General features: G+C 55.2%; 24 protein-coding genes. 18 read left to right on the forward strand and 6 right to left on the reverse strand.

All coding sequences use genetic code 11. The features are described from left to right. Positions 1-159: 159 nt before the first annotated feature. The 3 genes from ACTRXA_RS13050 (at position 160) to ACTRXA_RS13060 (ending at position 4,144) form a co-directional block, all read left to right on the forward strand. Positions 160-993: a TorD/DmsD family molecular chaperone gene (locus ACTRXA_RS13050; protein WP_442427610.1), complete on the forward strand. Its 834-nt coding sequence runs from the start codon at positions 160-162 to the stop codon at positions 991-993. Between the two features lie 59 nt (positions 994-1,052). Further along, on the forward strand, positions 1,053-2,003 hold the full coding sequence (locus ACTRXA_RS13055; protein WP_442427611.1) for an ethylbenzene dehydrogenase-related protein: 951 nt from the start codon (positions 1,053-1,055) through the stop codon (positions 2,001-2,003). 437 nt (positions 2,004-2,440) lie between these two features. Then, a complete protein-coding gene (locus ACTRXA_RS13060) occupies positions 2,441-4,144 on the forward strand; it encodes a hypothetical protein (protein WP_442427612.1) in 1,704 nt (567 codons plus the stop codon). Here the strand turns inward: ACTRXA_RS13060 and ygfZ are convergent. Next, positions 4,117-5,844, reverse strand: coding sequence for a CAF17-like 4Fe-4S cluster assembly/insertion protein YgfZ (ygfZ, locus tag ACTRXA_RS13065; protein WP_442427613.1), 1,728 nt, complete (start codon positions 5,842-5,844; stop codon positions 4,117-4,119). The genes ACTRXA_RS13060 and ygfZ overlap by 28 nt on opposite strands. 148 nt (positions 5,845-5,992) lie before the next feature. After that, positions 5,993-6,334 carry a HesB/IscA family protein gene (locus tag ACTRXA_RS13070; protein WP_442427614.1) on the reverse strand — a complete coding sequence of 114 codons (342 nt, stop codon included), beginning with the start codon at positions 6,332-6,334 and terminating at the stop codon, positions 5,993-5,995. Between the two features lie 301 nt (positions 6,335-6,635). On the opposite strand from ACTRXA_RS13070, the gene ACTRXA_RS13075 reads away from it, so the two are divergent. The 3 genes from ACTRXA_RS13075 to ACTRXA_RS13085 all read left to right on the forward strand — a co-directional run bounded on the left by ACTRXA_RS13075 (position 6,636) and on the right by ACTRXA_RS13085 (position 7,814). Next, positions 6,636-6,866, forward strand: coding sequence for a BolA/IbaG family iron-sulfur metabolism protein (locus tag ACTRXA_RS13075; RefSeq protein WP_005009276.1), 231 nt, complete (start codon positions 6,636-6,638; stop codon positions 6,864-6,866). A gap of 61 nt (positions 6,867-6,927) precedes the next feature. After that, positions 6,928-7,254: a glutaredoxin family protein gene (locus tag ACTRXA_RS13080; protein ID WP_442427615.1), complete on the forward strand. Its 327-nt coding sequence runs from the start codon at positions 6,928-6,930 to the stop codon at positions 7,252-7,254. Between the two features lie 38 nt (positions 7,255-7,292). Next, positions 7,293-7,814 (forward strand): peroxiredoxin family protein, encoded by a 522-nt coding sequence (locus ACTRXA_RS13085; RefSeq protein ID WP_005009278.1) that lies wholly within the window; start codon positions 7,293-7,295, stop codon positions 7,812-7,814. On the opposite strand, the gene ACTRXA_RS13090 is transcribed toward ACTRXA_RS13085, so the two are convergent. Next, entirely contained in the window at positions 7,811-8,581 is a 771-nt protein-coding gene (locus ACTRXA_RS13090; RefSeq protein ID WP_442427616.1) for a lysophospholipid acyltransferase family protein, read from the reverse strand. The genes ACTRXA_RS13085 and ACTRXA_RS13090 overlap by 4 nt on opposite strands. 33 nt (positions 8,582-8,614) lie before the next feature. Here ACTRXA_RS13090 and ACTRXA_RS13095 point away from each other — a divergent pair, with 33 nt between their 5' ends. The 6 genes from ACTRXA_RS13095 to ACTRXA_RS13120 all read left to right on the forward strand — a co-directional run bounded on the left by ACTRXA_RS13095 (position 8,615) and on the right by ACTRXA_RS13120 (position 13,818). Beyond that, positions 8,615-9,421: a S1/P1 nuclease gene (locus ACTRXA_RS13095; protein WP_442427617.1), complete on the forward strand. Its 807-nt coding sequence runs from the start codon at positions 8,615-8,617 to the stop codon at positions 9,419-9,421. 22 nt (positions 9,422-9,443) lie between these two features. Further along, positions 9,444-10,160, forward strand: a complete 717-nt coding sequence (locus ACTRXA_RS13100) for an MBL fold metallo-hydrolase (protein WP_442427618.1) — start codon at positions 9,444-9,446, stop codon at positions 10,158-10,160. 99 nt (positions 10,161-10,259) lie between these two features. Next, positions 10,260-10,931 (forward strand): TIGR00153 family protein, encoded by a 672-nt coding sequence (locus ACTRXA_RS13105; RefSeq protein ID WP_442427619.1) that lies wholly within the window; start codon positions 10,260-10,262, stop codon positions 10,929-10,931. 43 nt (positions 10,932-10,974) lie between these two features. Beyond that, positions 10,975-12,225 (forward strand): inorganic phosphate transporter, encoded by a 1,251-nt coding sequence (locus tag ACTRXA_RS13110; RefSeq protein ID WP_442427620.1) that lies wholly within the window; start codon positions 10,975-10,977, stop codon positions 12,223-12,225. A gap of 89 nt (positions 12,226-12,314) precedes the next feature. Further along, positions 12,315-13,112 (forward strand): DUF2797 domain-containing protein, encoded by a 798-nt coding sequence (locus ACTRXA_RS13115; protein ID WP_442427621.1) that lies wholly within the window; start codon positions 12,315-12,317, stop codon positions 13,110-13,112. Positions 13,113-13,140: 28 nt separating this feature from the next. Continuing rightward, positions 13,141-13,818 carry an MgtC/SapB family protein gene (locus ACTRXA_RS13120; protein ID WP_442427622.1) on the forward strand — a complete coding sequence of 226 codons (678 nt, stop codon included), beginning with the start codon at positions 13,141-13,143 and terminating at the stop codon, positions 13,816-13,818. A gap of 25 nt (positions 13,819-13,843) precedes the next feature. Here ACTRXA_RS13120 and ACTRXA_RS13125 read toward each other — a convergent pair whose 3' ends face one another. Further along, positions 13,844-14,734 carry an acyl-CoA desaturase gene (locus ACTRXA_RS13125; protein WP_442427623.1) on the reverse strand — a complete coding sequence of 297 codons (891 nt, stop codon included), beginning with the start codon at positions 14,732-14,734 and terminating at the stop codon, positions 13,844-13,846. A 222-nt stretch (positions 14,735-14,956) separates the two neighbouring features. On the opposite strand from ACTRXA_RS13125, the gene ACTRXA_RS13130 reads away from it, so the two are divergent. The 6 genes from ACTRXA_RS13130 (at position 14,957) to ACTRXA_RS13155 (ending at position 20,298) form a co-directional block, all read left to right on the forward strand. Further along, a complete protein-coding gene (locus ACTRXA_RS13130; protein WP_442427696.1) occupies positions 14,957-15,928 on the forward strand; it encodes a sensor histidine kinase in 972 nt (323 codons plus the stop codon). Positions 15,929-15,941: 13 nt separating this feature from the next. Next, complete coding sequence (locus ACTRXA_RS13135; protein WP_442427624.1) at positions 15,942-16,643, forward strand: response regulator transcription factor; 702 nt, start codon at positions 15,942-15,944, stop codon at positions 16,641-16,643. Then, positions 16,633-17,244 carry a hypothetical protein gene (locus ACTRXA_RS13140; protein WP_442427625.1) on the forward strand — a complete coding sequence of 204 codons (612 nt, stop codon included), beginning with the start codon at positions 16,633-16,635 and terminating at the stop codon, positions 17,242-17,244. Before ACTRXA_RS13135 ends, ACTRXA_RS13140 begins: the two co-directional genes overlap by 11 nt. Before the next feature lie 7 nt (positions 17,245-17,251). Beyond that, the gene (locus tag ACTRXA_RS13145; RefSeq protein WP_442427626.1) at positions 17,252-17,461 is read left to right on the forward strand and encodes a hypothetical protein; all 210 of its coding nucleotides are present in this window, start codon (positions 17,252-17,254) and stop codon (positions 17,459-17,461) included. A gap of 72 nt (positions 17,462-17,533) precedes the next feature. Beyond that, complete coding sequence (gdhA, locus tag ACTRXA_RS13150; protein WP_442427627.1) at positions 17,534-18,868, forward strand: NADP-specific glutamate dehydrogenase; 1,335 nt, start codon at positions 17,534-17,536, stop codon at positions 18,866-18,868. A gap of 23 nt (positions 18,869-18,891) precedes the next feature. Continuing rightward, positions 18,892-20,298 (forward strand): alginate export family protein, encoded by a 1,407-nt coding sequence (locus ACTRXA_RS13155; protein ID WP_442427628.1) that lies wholly within the window; start codon positions 18,892-18,894, stop codon positions 20,296-20,298. On the opposite strand, the gene ACTRXA_RS13160 is transcribed toward ACTRXA_RS13155, so the two are convergent. Next, positions 20,295-20,642, reverse strand: a complete 348-nt coding sequence (locus ACTRXA_RS13160) for a DUF190 domain-containing protein (RefSeq protein ID WP_442427629.1) — start codon at positions 20,640-20,642, stop codon at positions 20,295-20,297. The two genes, ACTRXA_RS13155 and ACTRXA_RS13160, sit on opposite strands and share 4 nt — an antisense overlap. A 2-nt stretch (positions 20,643-20,644) precedes the next feature. After that, the gene (gene crcB / locus ACTRXA_RS13165; RefSeq protein WP_442427630.1) at positions 20,645-21,016 is read right to left on the reverse strand and encodes a fluoride efflux transporter CrcB; all 372 of its coding nucleotides are present in this window, start codon (positions 21,014-21,016) and stop codon (positions 20,645-20,647) included. Positions 21,017-21,028: the final 12 nt, after the last annotated feature.

Raw genomic sequence — 21,028 nt, forward strand, 5'->3', positions numbered from 1 at the left:
AGGGTAAGGAGATCATCCGTGTCACGGTTGAAGAACCTTTCTATGTCCGGCCCGAAGAGCATCCTGGTGCGTTCTAAGTCGGGTATCATCTGCCGCTCCGGAACAGGGCACTATGCCCTGTTCCGGGGTGGAATTTAAAATAAAAGGGAGAAAAACCCCATGGCCGAGACCAAAGAAGTTAGCAAGAAGCAACAAGACGAGATCCTGCTGAAGTTCGGGGAAACGGGGAGCCTTGAGGAAATCAAGGAACAGCGGATTTCCCTGCACCTCGCCCGCGGCCGGGTCTACGATATTCTGTCCAATGCGTTCAGCTACCCTTGGAACCGCAAGTTTTTCCGCCCCAAATCCCTGCTGGAACCGTTGGATGTATTGTTGCTCAATGAAGAAGACTGGGGCACCGCCAAGGAAGCAATCAATCGGTTCGGTAAATACCTGCCGCGCATGGCTCTCAAACAGGTGCAACAGGAATATGTCCGTGTTTTCGGTCACGCGGTCTCCCAGGAATGTCCCCCTTATGAAATGCAGTACGGCACCGAAGGCGGTATTCAGTCCCAAACCGACGTTTTGATCCAGCTGGGCGGCTTTTACGAAACGTTCGGCTTCGAGTTCCCTAAAAGCCGGGGCAAGGAGCGCGTGGACCATATCGCCGTGGAGCTTGCCTTCATGGGCTATCTGTGTTTCCGCGAGGCTTATGGCATCACCAACGATCACGATGAGAAAAAGATTGCGATCGTCCGCCAGAGCGTGAAAAAATTTCTGCGCAACCACCTCGGCCGGTGGACACCGCTTTTCTCCATTTTTACGGCCCGCAAGGCGGAACGGGGACTGTATAAGGACCTGGTCGATATAATGTCGCTTTTCATTCATAACGAATGTGTTCTTCTCGACGTGAAGCCGATCAAGGTGGAAGAGCCCGAATACCGTTCGTTGTCCTACAGTATGGAAAATGACCTTATCGCCAACGCTCCGGCGGAGTGTGAACCGGTCAAGTAAACCCGGTTATCCAAACCGGTGAACTGCCTATATACCATTCGCTCCGTCCGGAGAGGTTTATGGCAAGTTTGAAGGCCCTGGTGTGGGCGTTTTGTTTTTTCCTTCTTCTGTTGATGGTCGCCCCGGCCGGGGCGGTCACCATAGAAGCCCTCCGTTTGAAAAAAACCATCCCCCTCAACCCATCCGATCCGTTTTGGTCCCGTACCGGTGACCAGCCCAAGCCCGAAATCATCGACTTGATGCCTCAGATGATCACCAATCCAATGTGGCCGAATCCGTCCACCAAATGGGTCATGGTGCAGGCCGCGGTGAATGAGGAGCACATTGCCATCCGGTTGGAATGGGTGGATGCCACCCGCAACGATATCCTCGTGCAATCCCAGCAGTACCGGGACCAGGCCGCCCTGATGTTTCCTGTCGATCAGCAGGGGCCGGTACCGCCATTCACCATGGGCGCGGAGGGGGAGCCTGTCAACATCTGGCAATGGAAAGCAACGTGGGATAAAGAAGGTGCGGGCCAGGCCGGCAACGAGATGATGCAGGACATCGAGGACCAGTATCATTACATGGCAATGGGTTCCGGAAGTTATTACATCTATGAACCGGACGAAGGCTTGAAACTGACCGACGAGCGCCACAAGCATTTCAGCGAACGGCAAACATTCATCGATTCGGGAATGGGGAAAAACGAAGGGGTTTACAATCCGGGCCGTGCGACGGGTAATATTCTTTCCGACAACACAATGCGCCATTCTCCGGTGGAAGACCTCAATGCCGAAGGCTTCAGCACACTCACCACTCAGGCGGAGCAGAACGTGGACGGCTACGGCAATTGGAGCAACAACCGATGGGCCGTGGTGTTCAAACGCTCGCTTCAAACCGGTGACACCAACGATACCCAGTTCGTGGGCGGCAAAACCGCCATCGCCTTTGCCATCTGGAACGGTCGCAACAAAGAAAGAAACGGCCAGAAAGGCGTCACTCCCTTCCATGATCTGGTTTACCGCTGACTCTCTACCGCCCAAACGGGTTAATCCGGCAGACCTTCCACCAGGCTATTGACCCCGCCCCCCCGTTCCCGTGTAAAATCGATATATGGGTGTTCATTCGAGGTATGAAATGAACCTGTGGTGGATTTTGTGAAAATCCGGCAAATAAAGAAATCCAGCTTGCATGGATTGCATCCTAATTTAAATGAGGTATGCGGCAACGCGGTACTTTTTGCTTGAACGTGTTGCCCTTATTAAACTTTTCTACAATGCCTGTTTTGAATATCACGCTTCCTGTTAAACTTTCGACCACCTGGGATTTTTATATTTACTGCAACCGTTTGGAATTCCTGCAATGTGCATCGTCCCCAAAAAGATTGAGGGAAAGGGGCGGTTTTACAGCAAGGTCGGTCATGAATGGAGGAAGGGTGATTTGCTGACGGGCCGGTAATGGCCACATGTTTGTATTCGACCCCCTCACCCAGGGTTTGGAGCTGCTTTCCAAACGCGATCTCCAACGCGCCGAAACCCTGTTCCTGCGCGTCATCAATGACCCCTATGTTCAGGACGAAGAGCTTCGTCAGGCGCGCACCTACCTGAATGACATCCGCTCCTGCCAGGCGGGGTCAAAAAATCTCGACTTCGACAAATACAAAAAACTATCCAGAAAAACAACGCTGTCGCTCGACAAGGTTTACGCCTTGCTGGCAGATGTGTATTTCTCAGATGCGGAATCCTACACCGCATTGGATGCGGAAATCGCGCGGCAGACGCCGAACGTGATCAACCGCCTCAAGCAGATCAAGATCAGTGACATCATTGCCCGCGACAAGCTGTTCCAGCAGTTCGAAAAACAGGGAATGCTGGAAATCCGGCGACGTCTTTCCCAATTCAAGAGCAACGGTAAAAACCAGAGCCAGTTGGATCCCTACCGCTGGAAAACGATCTTCCGCAAGTTCGTCGAGGTGGTCAATCCGATCCTGCTTGAGCGTCATCTGGAACTGCTGGAATACATTCTGGAGACCGGCGAGATACAACTGCTCGACGATCCCAAGCTGACAGTGCTGACACCCAAATACAAATGGATCATCGAATCGACCATCAAGACGAAATGGTATTTGCTGCGAAGTTATTTTTTCAAGGCGCGGTCGGAGATCGAAAACCAGTTCACCAAGAAGGAAGGAACCCGCAAGTATTGGGAGGAAGTCAAATACAAGAAAATCCGCATTTTTGAAAAGTGTGGTTTTCACGAACGGCACATCCAGAAATTTCTCTACATCGACAAGCTGAATTACAAAACACTGGAAGAGATCCACCAGTTCGCACAATCGCTCAACCTCACGCTGGTTCCCCGTGACGTGAGCCTGGCTCTTCGTGGAGTGAGCAAGGCGAAAGACCATATCAAGGAACGCGGTGGTTACCTGATGGGGGCGCGACGCGAATTTCAGGATCAGTTGGTGGAGCTGGGGTTTTCCAAGGAAAATGCCTACACAATTGCGCGGCAGGCCAAAAAGGCCAACAACCACCAGATCATCGAATCCTACAGGCAAGCCCTGCAAGTAGCGCGGGATGAAATTTACTGGTACCGCGTTCCGCCCCGTTCGGCCTCATTTCAACTCGATATCCAAAATCAATGTGTGAAGCATCTGAGTACGGTGCGCATCCACTTGTTTGATCGTGGCCGCCTCAACAAGCTTCTGCTTAAGACGGGAAAGTCTCTCATCCGTCGCTTCCTGGTGCAAGTTTACGGGCCGGAGGTGGTGGACCTGCACTGCTATTTCCGGCTGGAAACCGTTCACCAGTACTACAAGCTAAAATTCTTCCAGTATCATCAGGAAAACTATCCCAGTGTTTCCGAACTCATCAAGATCAGCCGTAAAGAATTCAGGCCCATGTTGGTCGATGGTTTCAATGTGTTCCTTAAAAAACGGCGGCTCACGATACCCGACAAGCTTGTGCAGGGATTGGATAAGCACAAGTCGCAAACGGACTGGGAAGACACCCAGACCACGGTGGAGGAGAAAATTTTACTGCGGTTCTGGTTTCTGATGGATCACGGGGTCAATATCACTCAGGGTCTTTTGAACAAAGGGGTGATGCAACCGGGGGCCGATTTGCTGGAGTATCTGGATCTTCAGGATTCGGAAGAATGCCGAATCTGATTGAGGCGGTTCTGCATATCGCGAAGGGGCATGAGGTCCCCTTTTTTGGAGGCCGCGGCGATGCCCTGCTGGTAAACTTCCGCGGCTTCTTCCTTCCTGGATAATTTCTCAAGCGTTTTGCCAAGCAGAAGGTAGGCGGCGGAATAATCCTTGTAATGTTTGACCACGGTCTGGAGCGGTGGTACCGCCTCCTCGTACCGTTCGGTGTCGTAATAAATTGAGCCCAGCCCGAAGTTGGCGACCTGGTCTTCCGGATCGATGCCCAGCACCTTGATGAACATCTCCAGTTGACGCTCCCGTTCGGCCTGGTCGGCTTCCGCCTTTTTCTCTCGCGCTTTTTTGGCCTGACTTTCCTCGACCATTTTTTCAAACTGGAGAGCCGTTGCCTCCGCCTTTTCCTGTTCCGCTTCTTCAATGCGCCCCTGTTCCATGTAGTAGATCGAAAGGTTGGTGTGCGCCATGATCTCGGTGGGGTCGATCTCCGCCAGTCGCTTCATGAGCGAAATGGCCTCGTCGAGCTTTTTCTGTTTCGACAGCATGACGCCCAGCGCCTCGTATCCCGCGGCGTACTTGGGGTCGAGAGCGATGGCCTGCCGTAAAAGCGCGATCGGCTGGTCCAGGTTTTCTTCTTTTTTGTAAATTTCAAGTGCCTGCTTGTGCAGGGTTTCCGCCCGTTCCGTCCGGCCTTTGGTCTGGTAAAACGGCAACAGCGCGGTCTTCACCGTGTACGGTTCGCCGCCCAGAGTCACTTCATACGTCTGCCCCGGAGAACGGCGTTCCTTCTGCATGTAGGCCAGCGCGATGTTTTTTCCGAGGTGCGGGGAGAACACGGCACTTTTGATTGTGCCGACCTTTTTATTGTTGAGCCTGATCTCCGAATCGCGGGGGGGCAGAGTGTCGCCTTCCAGGGTCAGACCGATCAGCGCGAACGCAGGTGAACCGTAGGTCTTGATGCGCGCGATGACTTCCTGCCCGGTGTAGCATCCTTTGGAGTAACTCACCGCGCTGTGTTCCAGTCCCGTCTCAGGCAGGATCTGGCGGTCGTCCATGTCCTTGCCGTAGGCCGGGATGCCCGCCTCGATGCGCAACACCTCGCGCGTTTCCGCGCCGATGGCCAGAATCCCGAATTCGCTTCCCACTTCCTGAAGTCTGGCGACCAACTTTTCTTCGATCTCTTCAGGGTACGCCAGCACGAAGCCATCCTCGCCCGTCAGGCTGCGGCTGATGAGGCCGATTCTTTGGCCCTCAAACGACACCGTTTTGATGTCGTTGTGCTTCATCAGGTTGGTCACCTCGCCCGTCAAATCGTCCAGGACCACCGGGCTTTTGGGTCCCTGAACGGCGAGCAGGCGGTTCCACGCGGTATCTTTCGAGAATTCCACCTTTTCGCGAATGTGGTAGGTTTCGAGCGTGTCGATCAAGCGGTCACGCTGGGCCCTTTCCACCAGCAGCAGGACGGATTCCTCCGAGTCGCGGTGCACGGAGAAATTGGCAAGGAGTCTCGCCTTGCGGTCGGTGACGGCATTGTCCACCCCATCCCCCACCTCGATTTTCATCATGTCATTGGTGGTCTGCGTCTGAAGGAAGCTCAACGTGTCCGGGCCGGACGCCTTTGCCAGACACCAGTCATCCATCACAAACCAGGCGAGGGATTCGCGCAACTGTTTGTATTCTTCAGCTACGGAGACGGCGGTTTTCATAATGATGGAACCGGATGGTAAGGTGAAACGGGAACCCGGCGCGAAGGGCCGCGAAGGCCATGCGCCCGGAATCATTCTACAAGAAAAAAAGCGCATCGGCACAAACCGGATGCGCTTTGGGTGGACCGATGGGTCCGGGAAACCTGGCTCAGGTCAGGGAGAACGACTCGCCGCAACCGCACACCGACTTGGCGTTGGGGTTGACGAACACAAAACCCTTGCCCTGCAGGCCGCCCTGGTAGTCCAGTTGCATGCCTTTCAGGTAAATCAGGCTTTTGGGGTCCATGAACACGTTGAAGTCCCCATAGTCGATTTCCGTATCCCCGTCATCTTTCGGGGTGAAGCCCAGGTCGTAGGACAGGCCGGAGCAACCACCGCCCTTGACGCCGAGACGCAGCCCGATTTTAGGATCGTTCTCAGCCTCGATCAGCTTCTTGACTTCCTCTGCCGCTTTCGGTGTAATGGATATGAATTCCGAGGTTTTGGTCATTGCCCCTACTCCCTTTAAATTAAATACCGGGTTTTAATATTTAGATTCTGAAACCACCCAATCGATTCACCATTATAGCAGAATGTGGCAGCCGGGGCCAACCGGCAGTTGGATCTTGCAGGCGCCCCGAAGCTCCATTAAATCGTTGATTTTTAATGGGTTACTGGCTTCTCCCCGGGGGGGCCCTGAAGCTTGCCGCAGGGGGTGAAAAAATTAAATCTTTCGGGTATGATTTGAATCCAAAACACGAGCGTTCAAGCCGTAATTTCAGTAACTCATTTCCCTCAGGAAAGGTGGTTTCATGATTAGTGTTCCCGACCTGATCAAACTGGTGACCGATACCATCCCCGACGCCGAAGTTCAGTGCATGGACAAAACCGGAATGCGGGACCACTACATCATTCACGTGACCTCGAAGGAGTTTGAGGGCAAGAATGTGATGGAGCGTCACCGTCTGGTGCAGTCGTGCCTGAATCCTGCCATGCAGGATGGACGCCTGCACGCCGCGGAGATCAAAACCGCGACCCCGTGATACAATAAGCAACAGGAAACTTTTTATTCAACCCCCTCTCAGTACATTGGAGTTAGACGATATGTCGGACAATCTCGAAGAAGAAATCAAAGAAGAAATTGCAGAAAACAAAATCCTCATTTACGGCAAGGGCACCCGCCATGCGCCGCGTTGTGGATTCACCGTCGAGACCATCCAGTTTTTCGACAAGTACGGGTACCCGTTCGAGGTGATTGACGTGCTCGACAACATGCAGAAACGGGAAACCCTCAACAAATTGACCAACTGGCCGACCTTGCCGAAAGTGTTCATCGACGGCAAGTTTTATGGAGACACGGACATCCTCGATGAAATGGAAGCCAAGGGGGAAGTGGAGCCTCTGTTGAAAGATGCATTCGGCGAGAAGTAACTCTCCCGATTTTTGAACTCCCAACAAAAGAGGCTTTCATGGCTGACAAACTGGAGGTAGGGGACAGGGCCCCTAATTTTGAACTGCCCGCGGTTTACGGGTACAAGGCCGGGGCCACGAGCCCTTCCGCCGAGGAAGGCGTCACCATCAAGCTCAAGGACTTCGAAGGCAAGCAGTGGGTCATCCTGGTGTTTTACACCTTCGATGCGAGCCCGGAAGACACGCGCCTGATGGTTTCGCTCAACGGTTACAACCGCAAGTTCCAGACCAAGGAAGTGGAAATGATGGGCATCAGCTGGAACGGCGTCCAGTCCCACCGCCAATTCATCGAAGTTTACCAGTTGAACTTCACCCTGTTGTCGGATGAGAAAAAGGAAATGACCCAGAAGTACGGGGTGGTTTACGAAGAGGACGACATGGGCCAGATGGTCAAAAAGATCCGTCGCTCCACGTTCGTGATCGACAAGACCGGAATGATCCGCGCCATCTGGGACGACATCGAGGACCTGCGCGAGCATCCGAAGGACGTTTGGGCCTTCATCCAGAAAGAAAAATCCTAAGCAGATGGATGCGGCGGGTTTTCCGCCGCTTGCGTCTGGAAAATGGTTTCCGGGGCATGGAGGCGGTAATTTTCGCAAATGGTCGCGCGGATCCCCTCCAGCACCGACTCCTCCTTTTTAGCGGCAATTTCCTCATACTCCACCGGTTTGCCGATGATGATGCGGATCGGACCTGGACGGATAATACCACTGCCTTTGCGGATGATGCGGCCGCTGCCGATGAGGGTCACGGGTACCATGGGGACCTTGGCGCGCACTGCCATCAGGTGCCCTCCCTTTTTGAAGGGACCGATCACCCCGTCGGGAGACCGCGTGCCCTCCGGAAAAATAACAATCGAATTTCCCTCTTTCAGTTTTTCGATCGAGGCGAGAAACGCCTGGTGTGCTTTCTTGCGGCTTTCACGCTCGACCGGGACATAGCCCGAGGCGCGCATCGACCATCCCACGAAAGGAATTTTGAACAGGCTCGCCTTCGCCACCCAGCGCAGCTGCAGGGGCAAATAGCCGGACAGGCTGAATATGTCGAAGAATCCCTGGTGATTGGCAATTAAAATCTGTGACTGATCGGACTTCAGGTGTTCCAGCCCTTCCACTTCGACGTCGATCCCGTTCCATCGGCACAGGAGGCGGCCCCACAAAGAAGAAACCCGATGCGACAGGTTCCCGGAGCGGTCCACCCAGCCCATCACAATGCAGGCCACACCCAGCATCAGGGAAAGCAGGACAATAACGACCCAGAATCGGATGGTATGATAGGCATGGCTCATGGGACTCCTTGTTGAATTCAGGGAAACAGTGGCATGAACAGGTTTAACGGGACAGGATGGTTGGGGCTGTTCACCGGGATCCTCCTGACGGTAGCGGGGATGGCGGCGCCTGGTTGGGCGTGGGGGCCGGAGGGCCATCGTATCGTGGCCCATCTGGCGGAACTGCGGCTGGAACCGGACGTTCGCAATACCATCCAACGCGAATTCAATATAAAGCATCTCGCCTCCATTGCCAACTGGGCCGATTACATCAAGAAAAAACCGGGTGCGCCGGACTTGCTCCACTACACCAATATCGCCGAGGGCGAACGGGAGTACCTTCAAAGCCGTGACTGCCCGCGGCGCAATTGTGTTACTGAAAAGATCGGGGAATACCGGGGGATTCTAGCCGACCGCACCCGCCCGCAGGACGAGCGGGACGAAGCACTCCGGTTCCTGGTGCATCTGGTGGCGGATGTCCACCAGCCCATGCACGTAGGCAACGCCCGCGACCGCGGTGGCAACGAAATCGACGTCCGCACCGGCAACCGCCATACCAATCTGCACGCGTTGTGGGACAGCGGGCTCATCGCCCTCGGCGGACGATCTCTGTTACAATATGCCCGCTTGTTGAATCAGGGACTGACGCCGCAGGAAGCCGCGCTGTGGGGCGGCGGCGATCCCGTGGCCTGGACCAACGAGTCGCGCAACCTGGTTCTTCATCATGGGTACACCCTGTCGAAGGACCGGGAGGGACGCCTGACCCGACGCTATCTTGAAAAAGGCCGGGAGGTGGTGGCAATGCAATTAAAGAAAGCAGGGGTTCGTCTCGCTAATTTGTTGAACCAGATTCTCCAATGAATCCGCAACCGGAGGTGCTCCGTTGAGTGATAACAATCCATTTTATTTCCGGCAACTTCTTTCGGGAGTCGATTTCGCACGCTACGACAGCTCGGCACGCAGCATGGCCAATTTCGTTTACCTGCTGGGCGACGCCCAGACCCGCGAGTGCGTGGTGGTGGACCCGGCGTGGGACATCGACACCCTCCTCGACATCGTGGCGGAAGACGACATGACGCTCAAGGGCGCGCTCATCACGCACTACCACCCCGACCACGTCGGCGGCCACATTTTCGGCATGGACATCCTGGGCCTGCCGGAGTTGATGGAACGCAGTCCGGTTCCCGTCTACGTCAACAAGCACGAGGCGGACGGCGTGCGTCAGGTGACCGGCATTTCGGACAGCGACATGAAGAAAATGGACAGCGAGGACACGCTCAAAGTGGGCTCCATTGATATTTCCTTTCTGCACACGCCGGGCCACACTCCGGGCTCGCAGTGCTTCCGAGTGAAGGATTACCTGATCGCCGGGGACACGCTGTTTTTGCAGGGATGCGGTCGGGTGGATCTGCCCGGTGGCGACAGCGAGGAGATGTACCGAACGCTCACCCAACGGCTCACCAAAATTCAGGACGAGGTGGTTCTGTATCCCGGTCACAATTACGGCGGCAAGGACAACGCTCCCCTGGGGGAAGTGAGGGAAACCAATACCTATCTTCAGATTGACAGCCTGGAACAGTGGCGGATGTTGATGGGGTGAGAGCCTGTTGGACTGAAAACGGCGCATTGATCCGGCCGGGCCAAAATGATATAAGCTGTTAAGCAGTCATCAATCCTTCTTCTATAAAGGAAGTCTGCCATGCGTTCCATCCTTTCGATGTTCGCGAAATCTCCGTTCAAACCCCTCGTCAGCCATATGGAAATGGTTCGCTCCTGTGTGGATCATGTCCACCCTCTATTCGATGCGCAGTTGAAAGGGCAATTTGACAAGGTGGGGGAGATGTCGGAGAAGATCGTGCGCCTGGAGCACGAGGCGGACACCATAAAAAGCGATATCCGCAACCACCTGCCGCAGGGGATTTTTCTGGCTGTGGACCGGCGCGACTTTCTGCACCTGTTGTCCGCCCAGGACGACATCGCCGATGCGGTTGAGGATCTGGCGGTCCTGCTTCGTATCAGGAATCTCAAAACTACGGAACCCATGAAGGAACCGCTCATGGAGCTGGTGAACCACGTCGTAAACATTGCCCAGAAAAGCTGTGACCTGATTCATGAATTGAACGCGCTGCTGGAAGCCTCGTTCGGAGGGATGGAGGCGGAAAAAGTGGAAAAGGGCTGTCACAAGCTGGCTGAGCTGGAATGGGAAGCCGACCGCAAACAGTTCCAGTTTGCCAAGACCCTGTTTGCGCAGGGTGAAGAGTTGAACTCCGCCGACCTCCTGTTGTGGAACGAGGTCAGCAAAAAGCTGGGCGGGGTTGCCGACAGGTCCGAGCAGATCGGCAAAGTCCTGCGTATTTTCCTGGCCAAATAACCTGGCCCGATTCATTCCAAACCCATAGGGGAGAGAGAGCCTTTTGGATTTAGGCACGTTCTTACTGGCCTTCGCCATCCTGGCCTGCGTATACATGGCCTGCAACATCGGCGCAAACGATGTGGCCAATGCCATGGGCACCAGCGTGGGCGCGCGTTCGCTCACGTTCCGGCAGGCGGTGCTGGTCGCCGCCGTCGCGGAATTCGCCGGGGCACTGCTGGTGGGCGGCCACGTCTCCGACACCGTGCGCAAGGGGATGGTGGATCCCGCTCTGTTTGCCGATGAGCCCATGGACCTCGTTCTGGGCATGATCGCGGCCCTGGTGGCGGCGGCCATCTGGCTCCATGTCGCAAGTTATCTTGGATGGCCCGTATCCACCACGCATTCGATCATCGGTGCGGTGGTCGGGTTCGGCCTCGTGGCTCGGGGCATGGTGGCGGTCAAGTGGGCCAAGGTCGGCTCCGTGGTGCTGAGCTGGATCGTCTCGCCCGTAATGGGCGGCATTGTGGCCTTCCTGATATTCCGGTTCATCACCGTCAAGATTTTCGACAAGCACAATGCCGTTGCTTCCGCCAAGCGCGTTGTCCCTTTTCTCGTATTCCTGGTTTTTGTGATCCTCGCCAACTCCATGGTGTACAAAGGGCTCAAAAACCTCCATCTCAACCTGGGGTTCACCCGGGCCCTCACCATTTCGCTGATCGTGGGCGGGATTGCTTTCGTGATCGCGAAATCGCTGGTGGAGAAAGTGGCGGTGCCTCCTGCCGATGACATCAACCGCCAGTTCCAGACCACGGAACACATTTTCAAATTTTTGCAGATCATCACGGCCTTCTACGTGGCCTTCGCCCATGGCGCGAACGACGTGGCCAATGCCGTGGGACCGCTCGCCGCGGTGGTGTCCATTTTGAACGACGGGGAAATCCAAATGAAGGTGGAGATGCCCATATGGATTCTGGCGATGGGAGGGATGGGTATCGTTTTTGGGCTGCTGATCTGGGGAGCGCGGGTGATGGAAACCGTGGGCAAACGCATTACGGAAATCACTCCGTCCCGCGGATTTTCCGCTGAGTTCGGCGCGGCCACCGTGGTGCTGGTCTGTTCCAAGATGGGGCTCCCCATTTCCACCACGCACACCCTGGTGGGTTCGGTGATCGGCGTCGGGCTGGCGCGGGGCCTGGCCAGTTTGAACCTCAATATTGTAAAGCAGATCGTCGTTTCCTGGTTTGCCACCGTTCCCTTCACGGCGGTGCTGGCGATGATGCTCTACGAAATCCTCACGATGTTTCTGGGCTGAGCCCTCCTCCCTCCCTGCGCCGTTCTTTCAAATCGTCTATAATTTAAGTATGGGGAGCAACCCCATCTTCATCTCAAACAGGAATTTTCATGAAAGTTTCCGGACAACTTCGCAAAATGCGTCATGAAGCGGGCGATCCCATCCAGTATTTTCTCGACCTGGATGAAAGCCCCGTCGCTATCAATTCCGCACTCGAGCGGCAGTTGACCCTCAGGTTCAGCGGGCGCATCACATGCGTCGAGTGCGGCCGGGTTATCAAGAAAACCTATGATGAAGGTTACTGCTTTCCCTGTGCCCGCGACCTGCCGGAAAACGCCATGTGCTCCGTGCGGCCGGAACGATGCGAGCACGAAAAGGGGAACGAACGGGATCGCGAGTTTTACGAAACGCACTGCAAGGTGGACCATTTCGTGTACCTGTCGCTGACCTCGTCCGTCAAAGTGGGTGTGACACGGCACTGGAATATTCCGTCCCGCTGGATCGACCAGGGGGCGGTGAATGGGCTGGTGATCGCCCGCACCCCGGAACGGAAACTGGCGGGACAGATCGAGGTGGCGCTTGCAAAAAACATGTCGGACAAAACCAACTGGCGGCGCATGCTGAAAGGGGAGGTGGATGAGGCGGACCTGGAAATCATGCGCGGCCAGGTGTACGAATGGTTTCCAGAGGATCTTCGTTCTTTTTTCCTGGACAGCGAACCGGTGCAGTCGCTCACCTATCCGGTTCTGGAAGTTCCCGCTAAAATCGTGAGCCACAACCTGGACAAGGAAAACACGTTGTCCGGACGGTTGACCGGGATCAAGGGACAGTACCTTATTTTTGACAGCCGGGTGATCAATCTGCGCAAATACGCCGGATACCACGTTGAGTTTGAGTGGGATGAATGAACGCTGAGCTTCGGGAGGCATACGGCTTATGGACATCGAGTGGTGGATAGACGGAGAAGTCCTGTTGCGGTTGCTGCTGGCAATTGTTCTGGGCGGTGTGGTGGGCATAGAACGGGAAATTCATGGCCGTCCCGCAGGGTTCCGCACGCACATCGTAGTGTGCCTCGGCGCGGCGATGATGATCCTCGGCACCGAGTATTATTCACAAAATATGGAGTCGGGTAACATTCTGGATGTCAACCGCATGTCGGCGGGCATCATCACCGGCATCGGTTTTCTGGGAGGCGGAGCCATCTTGCGGGAATCGGACATGGTCCGCGGGCTCACTACCGCCGGGTGCGTGTGGTTTGTCGCCGGACTCGGTATCGTGATCGGCAAGGGAATCTACCCGCTGGCGCTTTGGGGAACCCTGTTCGTTTTCATCATGCTGTTCTTTTTCCGCTTTGTGGGGGACTGGATGCCGGTCGATCAATACAAGGCAATGGTGGTGCAAACCAGCCTGACGCAATACGAAAATGTACGTCAGAAATGCACGGAGGTCTTCCGACGCCATGGTTTTTCCGTGGAAGACATTCATTTCAAACTGGACAACGACCAGAATGAAGCGGAGATCGACTACCGGCTGTCGTTCAGGAAGGGCGCCGACCGCGAAGCGGCGGTGATCGGTATTTCCAGGATTGAAGGAGTGAGGGAGGTGCGGGGGTGAAATCGGGCCTGGCCCGCAGGCGGCGTTACGCCGCCTGCTTGACCATTTCGCCCTGATAGTATTCGTCGGCTTCCGACTCCTTCGGCTGAAGCTGAACCACCTTTAGGTTGGTGGCGAGGCCCAGTTTCCGAAGCAGGCTGATGACCATCCACGTCGGGTCGATTTCCCATGCGTGCAGGCCGTGCCGTGCGGAGCTGGGGAAAGCGTGATGGTTGTTGTGCCAGCCTTCACCGAAAGCGAGCATGCCCACCCACCAGCAGTTGGTGGACAGGTCTTTCTGCAATTTGAAATTCTTGTAGCCAAACATGTGTGAGGCGCTGTTCACCAGCCAGGTTTGATGGTAAACCAGAACCACGCGGACGAAGATGCCCCAAATCACCCAGGGCAGGCCGCCGATGGCGTACAGCAGGCAACCGAACGCGATCTGGATCTTGATGAAGTGGTTGTCCAGGAACTGGTAAAACCGGTCGCCGTTGAAGTCCTTCGTGTAGTCCAGAAGTTTCTGCTTGTCGTCAAAGTCGGAATGCACATAAAACATCCAGGCCATATGGGACCACCAAAAACCCCGCGCCGCGCTGTGCGGATCGCCGTCGGTGTCGGAGTTGGCATGGTGCATTCGGTGCTGGCCGACCCATTTGATCGGGCCGTTTTGGCAGGCCAGGGTACCGACGAATACGAAGAAGTAGGCCAGCCATTTGGGCATTTCAAAACTGCGGTGGGTCAGGTAGCGGTGAAACCCGAGGCAGATGCCGAGAGACGCCGTCATCCAGTTGAGCACCAGCATCACCGCCACAGCGCTCCACGAAAAGGCGAAGGGAAAAACGGCCAGCAACGCCATGGCGTGCAGGAAGCCGAAATAATAAACGTTGGCCATGCTGAACCGGTATTTGGGATTGAATTCTCTAATTTCGCCCATGGATTTCCTCTCCACCTGAGAATGCGTTAGAATGAAAATGAAATTGAATTAATGGAAAGCACTTCTGTACTCCCATACAAGATACATTTGATTGGTTTTATTGGATGTAAAACCTTTGTAACATTTGAAAAAGACGCAATTTGAAGGACTTGCACACCCTGTTTGGGTGAAATTCTGACATGGGTTTTGCCCCCCCAATTCTGGAGATTTTGTTTGGCCATCATGAGCAAATTGAGGACGCTGTTCCACCCCATCATGGTGTTCATCGGGGTGCAGATCGCCTGGGTGTTCCTGATGGCGATCTGGATCAACTGGTACCTGAAGAACCGCCAGGATTTTCAGGAGTTCGCCCAGCGCCTTCGGCCGGAGTTGTTTTCGCCTGATCTCAACTGGGTCATCCTGATTGAGGGATGCGTGCTGATGCTGTTCATCCTGGGCGGGGTGATGATCATGTTCGTCTATTACAACAAACAGGCCCGCCTGAACCAAATGCAAAGCGACTTCATCTCCAGCGTGTCCCATGAACTGAAATCGCCGCTGGCGTCGATCCAGCTTTACCTGGAGACGATGAAATACCAGAAGCTGTCGCCGGAGGAGGCCCGCGATTTTGTGGAAACGATGCTCTCCGACACCGAACGCCTGTCCGCATTGATTGAGAACATTCTCGAAGCCAGCAGTCCGGAATCCAAAAACATGCAGTTGCAGTTGAAGCCGGTGGAGATGAAGCCGTTTCTCGAGGAACTGGTGCAGAGCCACCGACGTCAGTTCGAGGAAAAAAACTGCGCTGCGCATTTGGAGATTGAGGAAGCGCCGACGTTGAACCTGGATAAACGGGCGATGCGGATGGTGTTCAATAACCTCATCGGCAACGCACTTCGTTATTCCTCCTCGGGCAAGCAGTTCAAAATACGAATGGGATTGGAGGGCAAGTATTACCAGATTGATTTCATCGACCAGGGAATCGGTATGGATGAAAAGGACCGCAAAAAAGTATTCAAGAAATTTTACCGGGTGCGCAATCCCCAAACCCAGAACATCGAGGGGGCCGGGCTCGGGTTGTACATTTGCAATGAAATCGTGAAAAACCACAAGGGACACATCGAAGTGAAAAGTGAAGGGCGGGACAAGGGGTGTGTGTTCACTGTGCTGTTGCCCGCAAATGGGAACCCCCCCGGGTCCGGCAATCATTCGTAAGAAGAGTTTTATTATGACAAATGGAAAGAAATTACTGCTGGTCGAGGATGAAAAACACCTGGCGAAAGGACTCGCTTTCAATTTGGAGAAAGAGGGGTACCGGGTGACGATTGTCGAAGATGGGGAATCGGCTCTCAGGGAATACGAGGAAGGTTTCTACGAAATGATGATCCTCGACCTCATGCTGCCCGGTTTGGGAGGGCTGGAAGTCGCCCGCAAGATCAGGGAAACCGATTACCGTTTCCCCATTCTCATGCTGACTGCAAAATCAACCGACGACGACCGCACCGAAGGATTGGAAGCGGGTGCCGATGATTACCTCACCAAGCCGTTTCACCTGCCGGAACTGCTGTTGCGTGTGAAGGGCATCCTCCGCCGCAAGCAGTGGTACCAGCAGGTTTCGCAAAGTGAAGATGTTTACCGTTTCGACGACATGTGGATCGATTTCAAAACGGGCAAGGCACGCGGCCAGAATGGTGACTTCTATCTGACGTCGAAGGAAATCATGATCATGAACCTGTTGATCGCCAACGAGGGGCAGCCGGTGTCCCGTGAAGAGTTGCTGGAGAAGGTCTGGGGTTACGCGCCGGACACGGAGACGCGCACGGTGGATAATTTTATCGCGCGTTTGCGCAAGCATTTTGAGAAAAAGCCGCAGAAACCCTGCTTTATCCAAACCGTGCGTGAAAAGGGCTACCAGTTTGATGCGAAATGACAAATTCTGCATGGATGAGGAACCCGAACCCGGTTTGTGGGACCGCATCCGGGCCCCCGCTTCGGAGCCATGGAAACCGGTATCCGGGCTGGCGCTTGGCTGTACATCGGTTGCGTTCGCTTACCTTCTTTACCTGATGGCGGTGGACCCGGGAATGATGGACCGTGCGGCCCTGCGCTTTCTTCACCAGGTCAATCTGGTGTTTCACGAATTCGGCCATCCGGCGTTTGGAATTTTCGGCGAGACCATCGGCATTCTCGGCGGCACGCTGGGCCAGTTGTTGATTCCGCTGGTCGTGACCGTCGCCTTCTGGCGGCAACGCGATACGGTTGGATTCGCCGTCGGCGGGTTCTGGTTTTTCGAGAACTTTCTGGACATCGCCGTGTACATGGCGGACGCCCGGGCGCTGCGCCTGCCCCTGATTGGAGGGCTGGGGGCGGAGGCGCACGACTGGCGCAATCTGTTTTTTCAATGGGGCCTGATCATGCAGGACACGAAAATCGCCGCCATCACCCGAACGCTTGGGTGGATCGGCATGATCTGGACCTGGATCTGGCTGGGCTGGCGCTGGCTCACCAGTGATCGCAAACCCTACGCGTGAGGCAAGCATGGATGAACAAATCGAAAAACTTCTGGTAGCACTGATGGTGATCATTGATAAGCAGGGTGGGGAGTACCGCCTGGATTCCACTGCGTTTGAAACCATGTTCGAGGCGCGCCATCATAAAGGAATTCAGGTTCAAGAGCGGGGAGAGGAAGGCATCTTCCTCAAACTTGGGGACATGACCGTTCGGCCTGATGAAGCGCAGAACAATTGATCGCCTCAACCGCGGGGTTGGAGAGGAATCTCATACATAAAGAAAGCGTGGTCTCCACGCGGAAAGTGATTTATGGAATTGGACAAGTTCATGGAAGGGTTCGTCAAGCGCAATCCCGGCGAGCCGGAGTTCTACCAGGCGGTGCAGGAAGTCGCTGTCTCGGTCATCCCCTACATCAACGAGCATCCCAAATACATCAAGGCCCGTATCCTCGAACGGCTGTCAGAACCGGACCGCATCATCATCTTCCGCGTCTGCTGGGAGGATGACCGGGGCAAGTACCGCGTGAACCGCGGTTACCGTGTGCAACACAGCAACGCCATCGGCCCATACAAGGGCGGCCTGCGGTTTCATCCCTCGGTCAACCTGAGTGTGCTCAAGTTCCTCGCCTTCGAGCAGACATTCAAAAACAGCCTCACCACCCTGCCGATGGGGTCGGCGAAGGGCGGTTCCAATTTCGATCCCAAGGGAAAATCCGAACGCGAGATCATGCGATTCTGCCAGGCCTTCATGACCGAGCTGTGCAAGCACATCGGCAACAACATCGACATCCCCGCGGGCGACATCGGAGTCGGCACCCGGGAGATCAGTTTCCTGTTCGGGCAGTGGAAACGTCTGCGCAACGAATTCACCGGCGCGTTGACAGGCAAAGGACTGGAATTCGGCGGCAGCCACATCCGCAAGGAAGCCACGGGTTACGGGTGCGCCTACTTCATGGAAAGCATGCTGAAACATAGGGGCGAATCCATCAAAGGCAAAACCTGCGCCGTGTCCGGTTCGGGCAACGTGGCGGTGTTCACTGCCGAGAAACTGATGGACCTGGGTGCGAAGGTGGTGACGTTGTCGGATTCTTCCGGCACGATATACGACAAAGACGGATTGAATGAAGAAAAACTGGAGTTCATCAAAGACCTGAAGCTGTTTAAGAAAGGGCGCATTGCGGAGTATTCGGATAAATTCGATTGCGAATATCATGAAGGCAAAAAGCCATGGGGTGTGAAGTGTGATCTGGCCTTTCCGTGTGCAACAGAAAACGAATTGTTTCAGGACGACGCGAAGGAATTGTTAAAAAACGGTTGCATTGCCGTTGCAGAGGGTGCCAATATGCCGTGCACACCGGAGGCAATCCGTGTGTTTCAGGAGGAGCGCATATTATACGCTCCCGGCAAGGCTTCGAATGCAGGTGGAGTTGCGGTTTCCGGATTGGAGATGACGCAGAACACCACTTACATGGCCTGGTCCGGGGAGGATGTGGATCTGCTATTGAAGGGGATCATGGCGGATATCCATCAACAGTGCATCGATTATGGCGTTGTTGATGGCGGCTACATCGACTATGCGAAAGGCGCCAATCTGGCGGGATTCAAAAAAGTGGCTGACGCGATGATGGCTTATGGAGTTCTCTAACATGAAATATAAACTGAAGAGCTATGCGACAGTCAAATTGGATCTGGTGGGTGGTTGCCACCCTGACACTGTGCGTGACACCGGCCCTGGCGGCAAACGAAGCCGACCGGCCTCCTTATAATCAATCCCGGTACAAAGAAGTTTACTCTTTTCTGCGGGACGCCTCCCGGCGGACCGATTACCTGGATTCCCTGAAGTTCATCCCTATAGACAGGCAGGGAGACTTCTATTTTTCCCTGGGCGGTGAAACCCGCCAGCACTTCGAATACATCGACAACGAAAACTGGGGGGCGGGCTCCCAGGATGAAAACGGCTGGTACCTGCAACGATACCTGCTGCACGCGGACTTCCACGCGAAGGACCGCTTCCGCCTGTTCTTCCAGTTGCAGACAGGTACAGAGTCGGGCCGTACAGGCGGACCCCGCGGCGTCGATGAAGACCGGATGGACATCAACCAGCTGTTCGCCGACTTCAAACTTCCAGGCTCGGGTGCGTCGAATTTCACCCTGCGGCTCGGCCGGCAGGAGATCATTTTCGGCGCACGACGGTTTTTCAATTACCGCGAACGTCCGAACCTGCGTCTCAGCCACGACGCCGCCATGCTGACGTGGCAGGATGAGGAGACCACCGTCACTGGATTCATCGCGCGGCCGGTTCAGATTTCACGCGATTTCTTCGACAACAACTCAGGTAACGAGCAAAGCTGGTGGGGACTCTACGGCGTTCACAAAACCGGTTGGCGGTTTCCGGTGAATGTCGATCTGTATTACGTCGGACTTAACCACGAAGCGCACGCGTTCGACCAGGGAATCGCCAACGAAATCCGTCACACCCTCGGAACGCGGATTTGGGGAAAGGAGGGCGCGCTCGATTTCGATTTCGAGTTCGTGTACCAGTTCGGCACGTTCGGCGACTCAACGATCAGTGCATGGGCGGCGGCTTCCGACACGGGGTACACCGTGCTTTTTGCGAATGAGCGGTCTGCGAGGTTGAGCGTGCGGGCGGACGTGTACAGCGGCGACAACAACGCCGCCGACGGGGACCTCAACTCCTTCAACCCGATGTTCCCGAAAGGCAAGCACATCAGCCAGAGCGCGCCGGTGGGGCTCATCAACACCTACCAGCTTCAACCCCGTGTCAGTTTCAAGCTGGACCGCCACTGGTCGGGGACGGCGAGCACAATGTTTGTCTGGCGCGAGTCCCTTAACGACGGCGTGTATTCCATCGGCAACGGAATATTGAGGACGGGACAATTGAGCAACGCGCGCTACGTCGGCACGCAACAGGAAGTGGAGATCAAGTACGCGTTCGACCGGCATCTCGACATCCGCGCCATCTACAACCATTTCGAGGCGGGATCGTTCATCGAGCAGACAGCACCCGCGAACGATATCGTGTATTGGAGCGGCCTGCTCACTTACCGGTTCTAGCGGGATTTGGTTTCGTCGCCTTCGTAAAACACGATGGTGACTTTTTCTTCGGTGATGAGCCCGGAAGTGACGACGCCTTCCAGCTTCGGCAGGACGCCTTCGATTTTCTCACGCGTGTCGACGACCTCGATGACGATGGGCAGGTCCGTGGACAGGCGCAGGATGGAGGTGGTGTGGTAGTGACTGGTTTTGCCGAAGCCGTCGGTGCCGCGCAGGACCGTTGCCCCGGCCATCCCCTCCTTGCGGAACAGCTCGACCAGGTATTTGTAAAGGGGACGGCCTTCGTGCCGGTCGTCTTCGCCGATGAAAATCCGCAACAGGATCGCTTCGGTTTCTTTTTTCATGATTACAGGTTCACCGAGATGAGGCGCCCGAGGTACACGCCAAGGAGTGCCAGGGTCACCGACCCCACAACATTGAGGCTGAACAGGCCGAGTTCATTCTGTTCGAGAAGCTTGAACGATTCGTAGCCGAAGGTGGACATGGTGGTGAAGGAGCCAAGCACGCCGATAGTGAGAAACACCCGCGTCTCTTCGGTGAACACGCCCTTGAACTCCGACAGGTACATGATGAGGCTCAGCAGGAAACTGCCGATGAAGTTCACGCCGAGTGTCCCCAGTGGAAACGTGACCAGCCCGTTCTGAATCCAGCCGCTCACCCAGAATCGCAGGATGGCGCCTGCAAATCCCCCCGCTCCTATCAGCAATACCAGTTGCATGCCCGCTCGGCC

It is taken from the genome of Nitrospina sp. P1_D6, assembly GCF_052156615.1.
Taxonomy (GTDB): domain Bacteria; phylum Nitrospinota; class Nitrospinia; order Nitrospinales; family Nitrospinaceae; genus Nitrospina.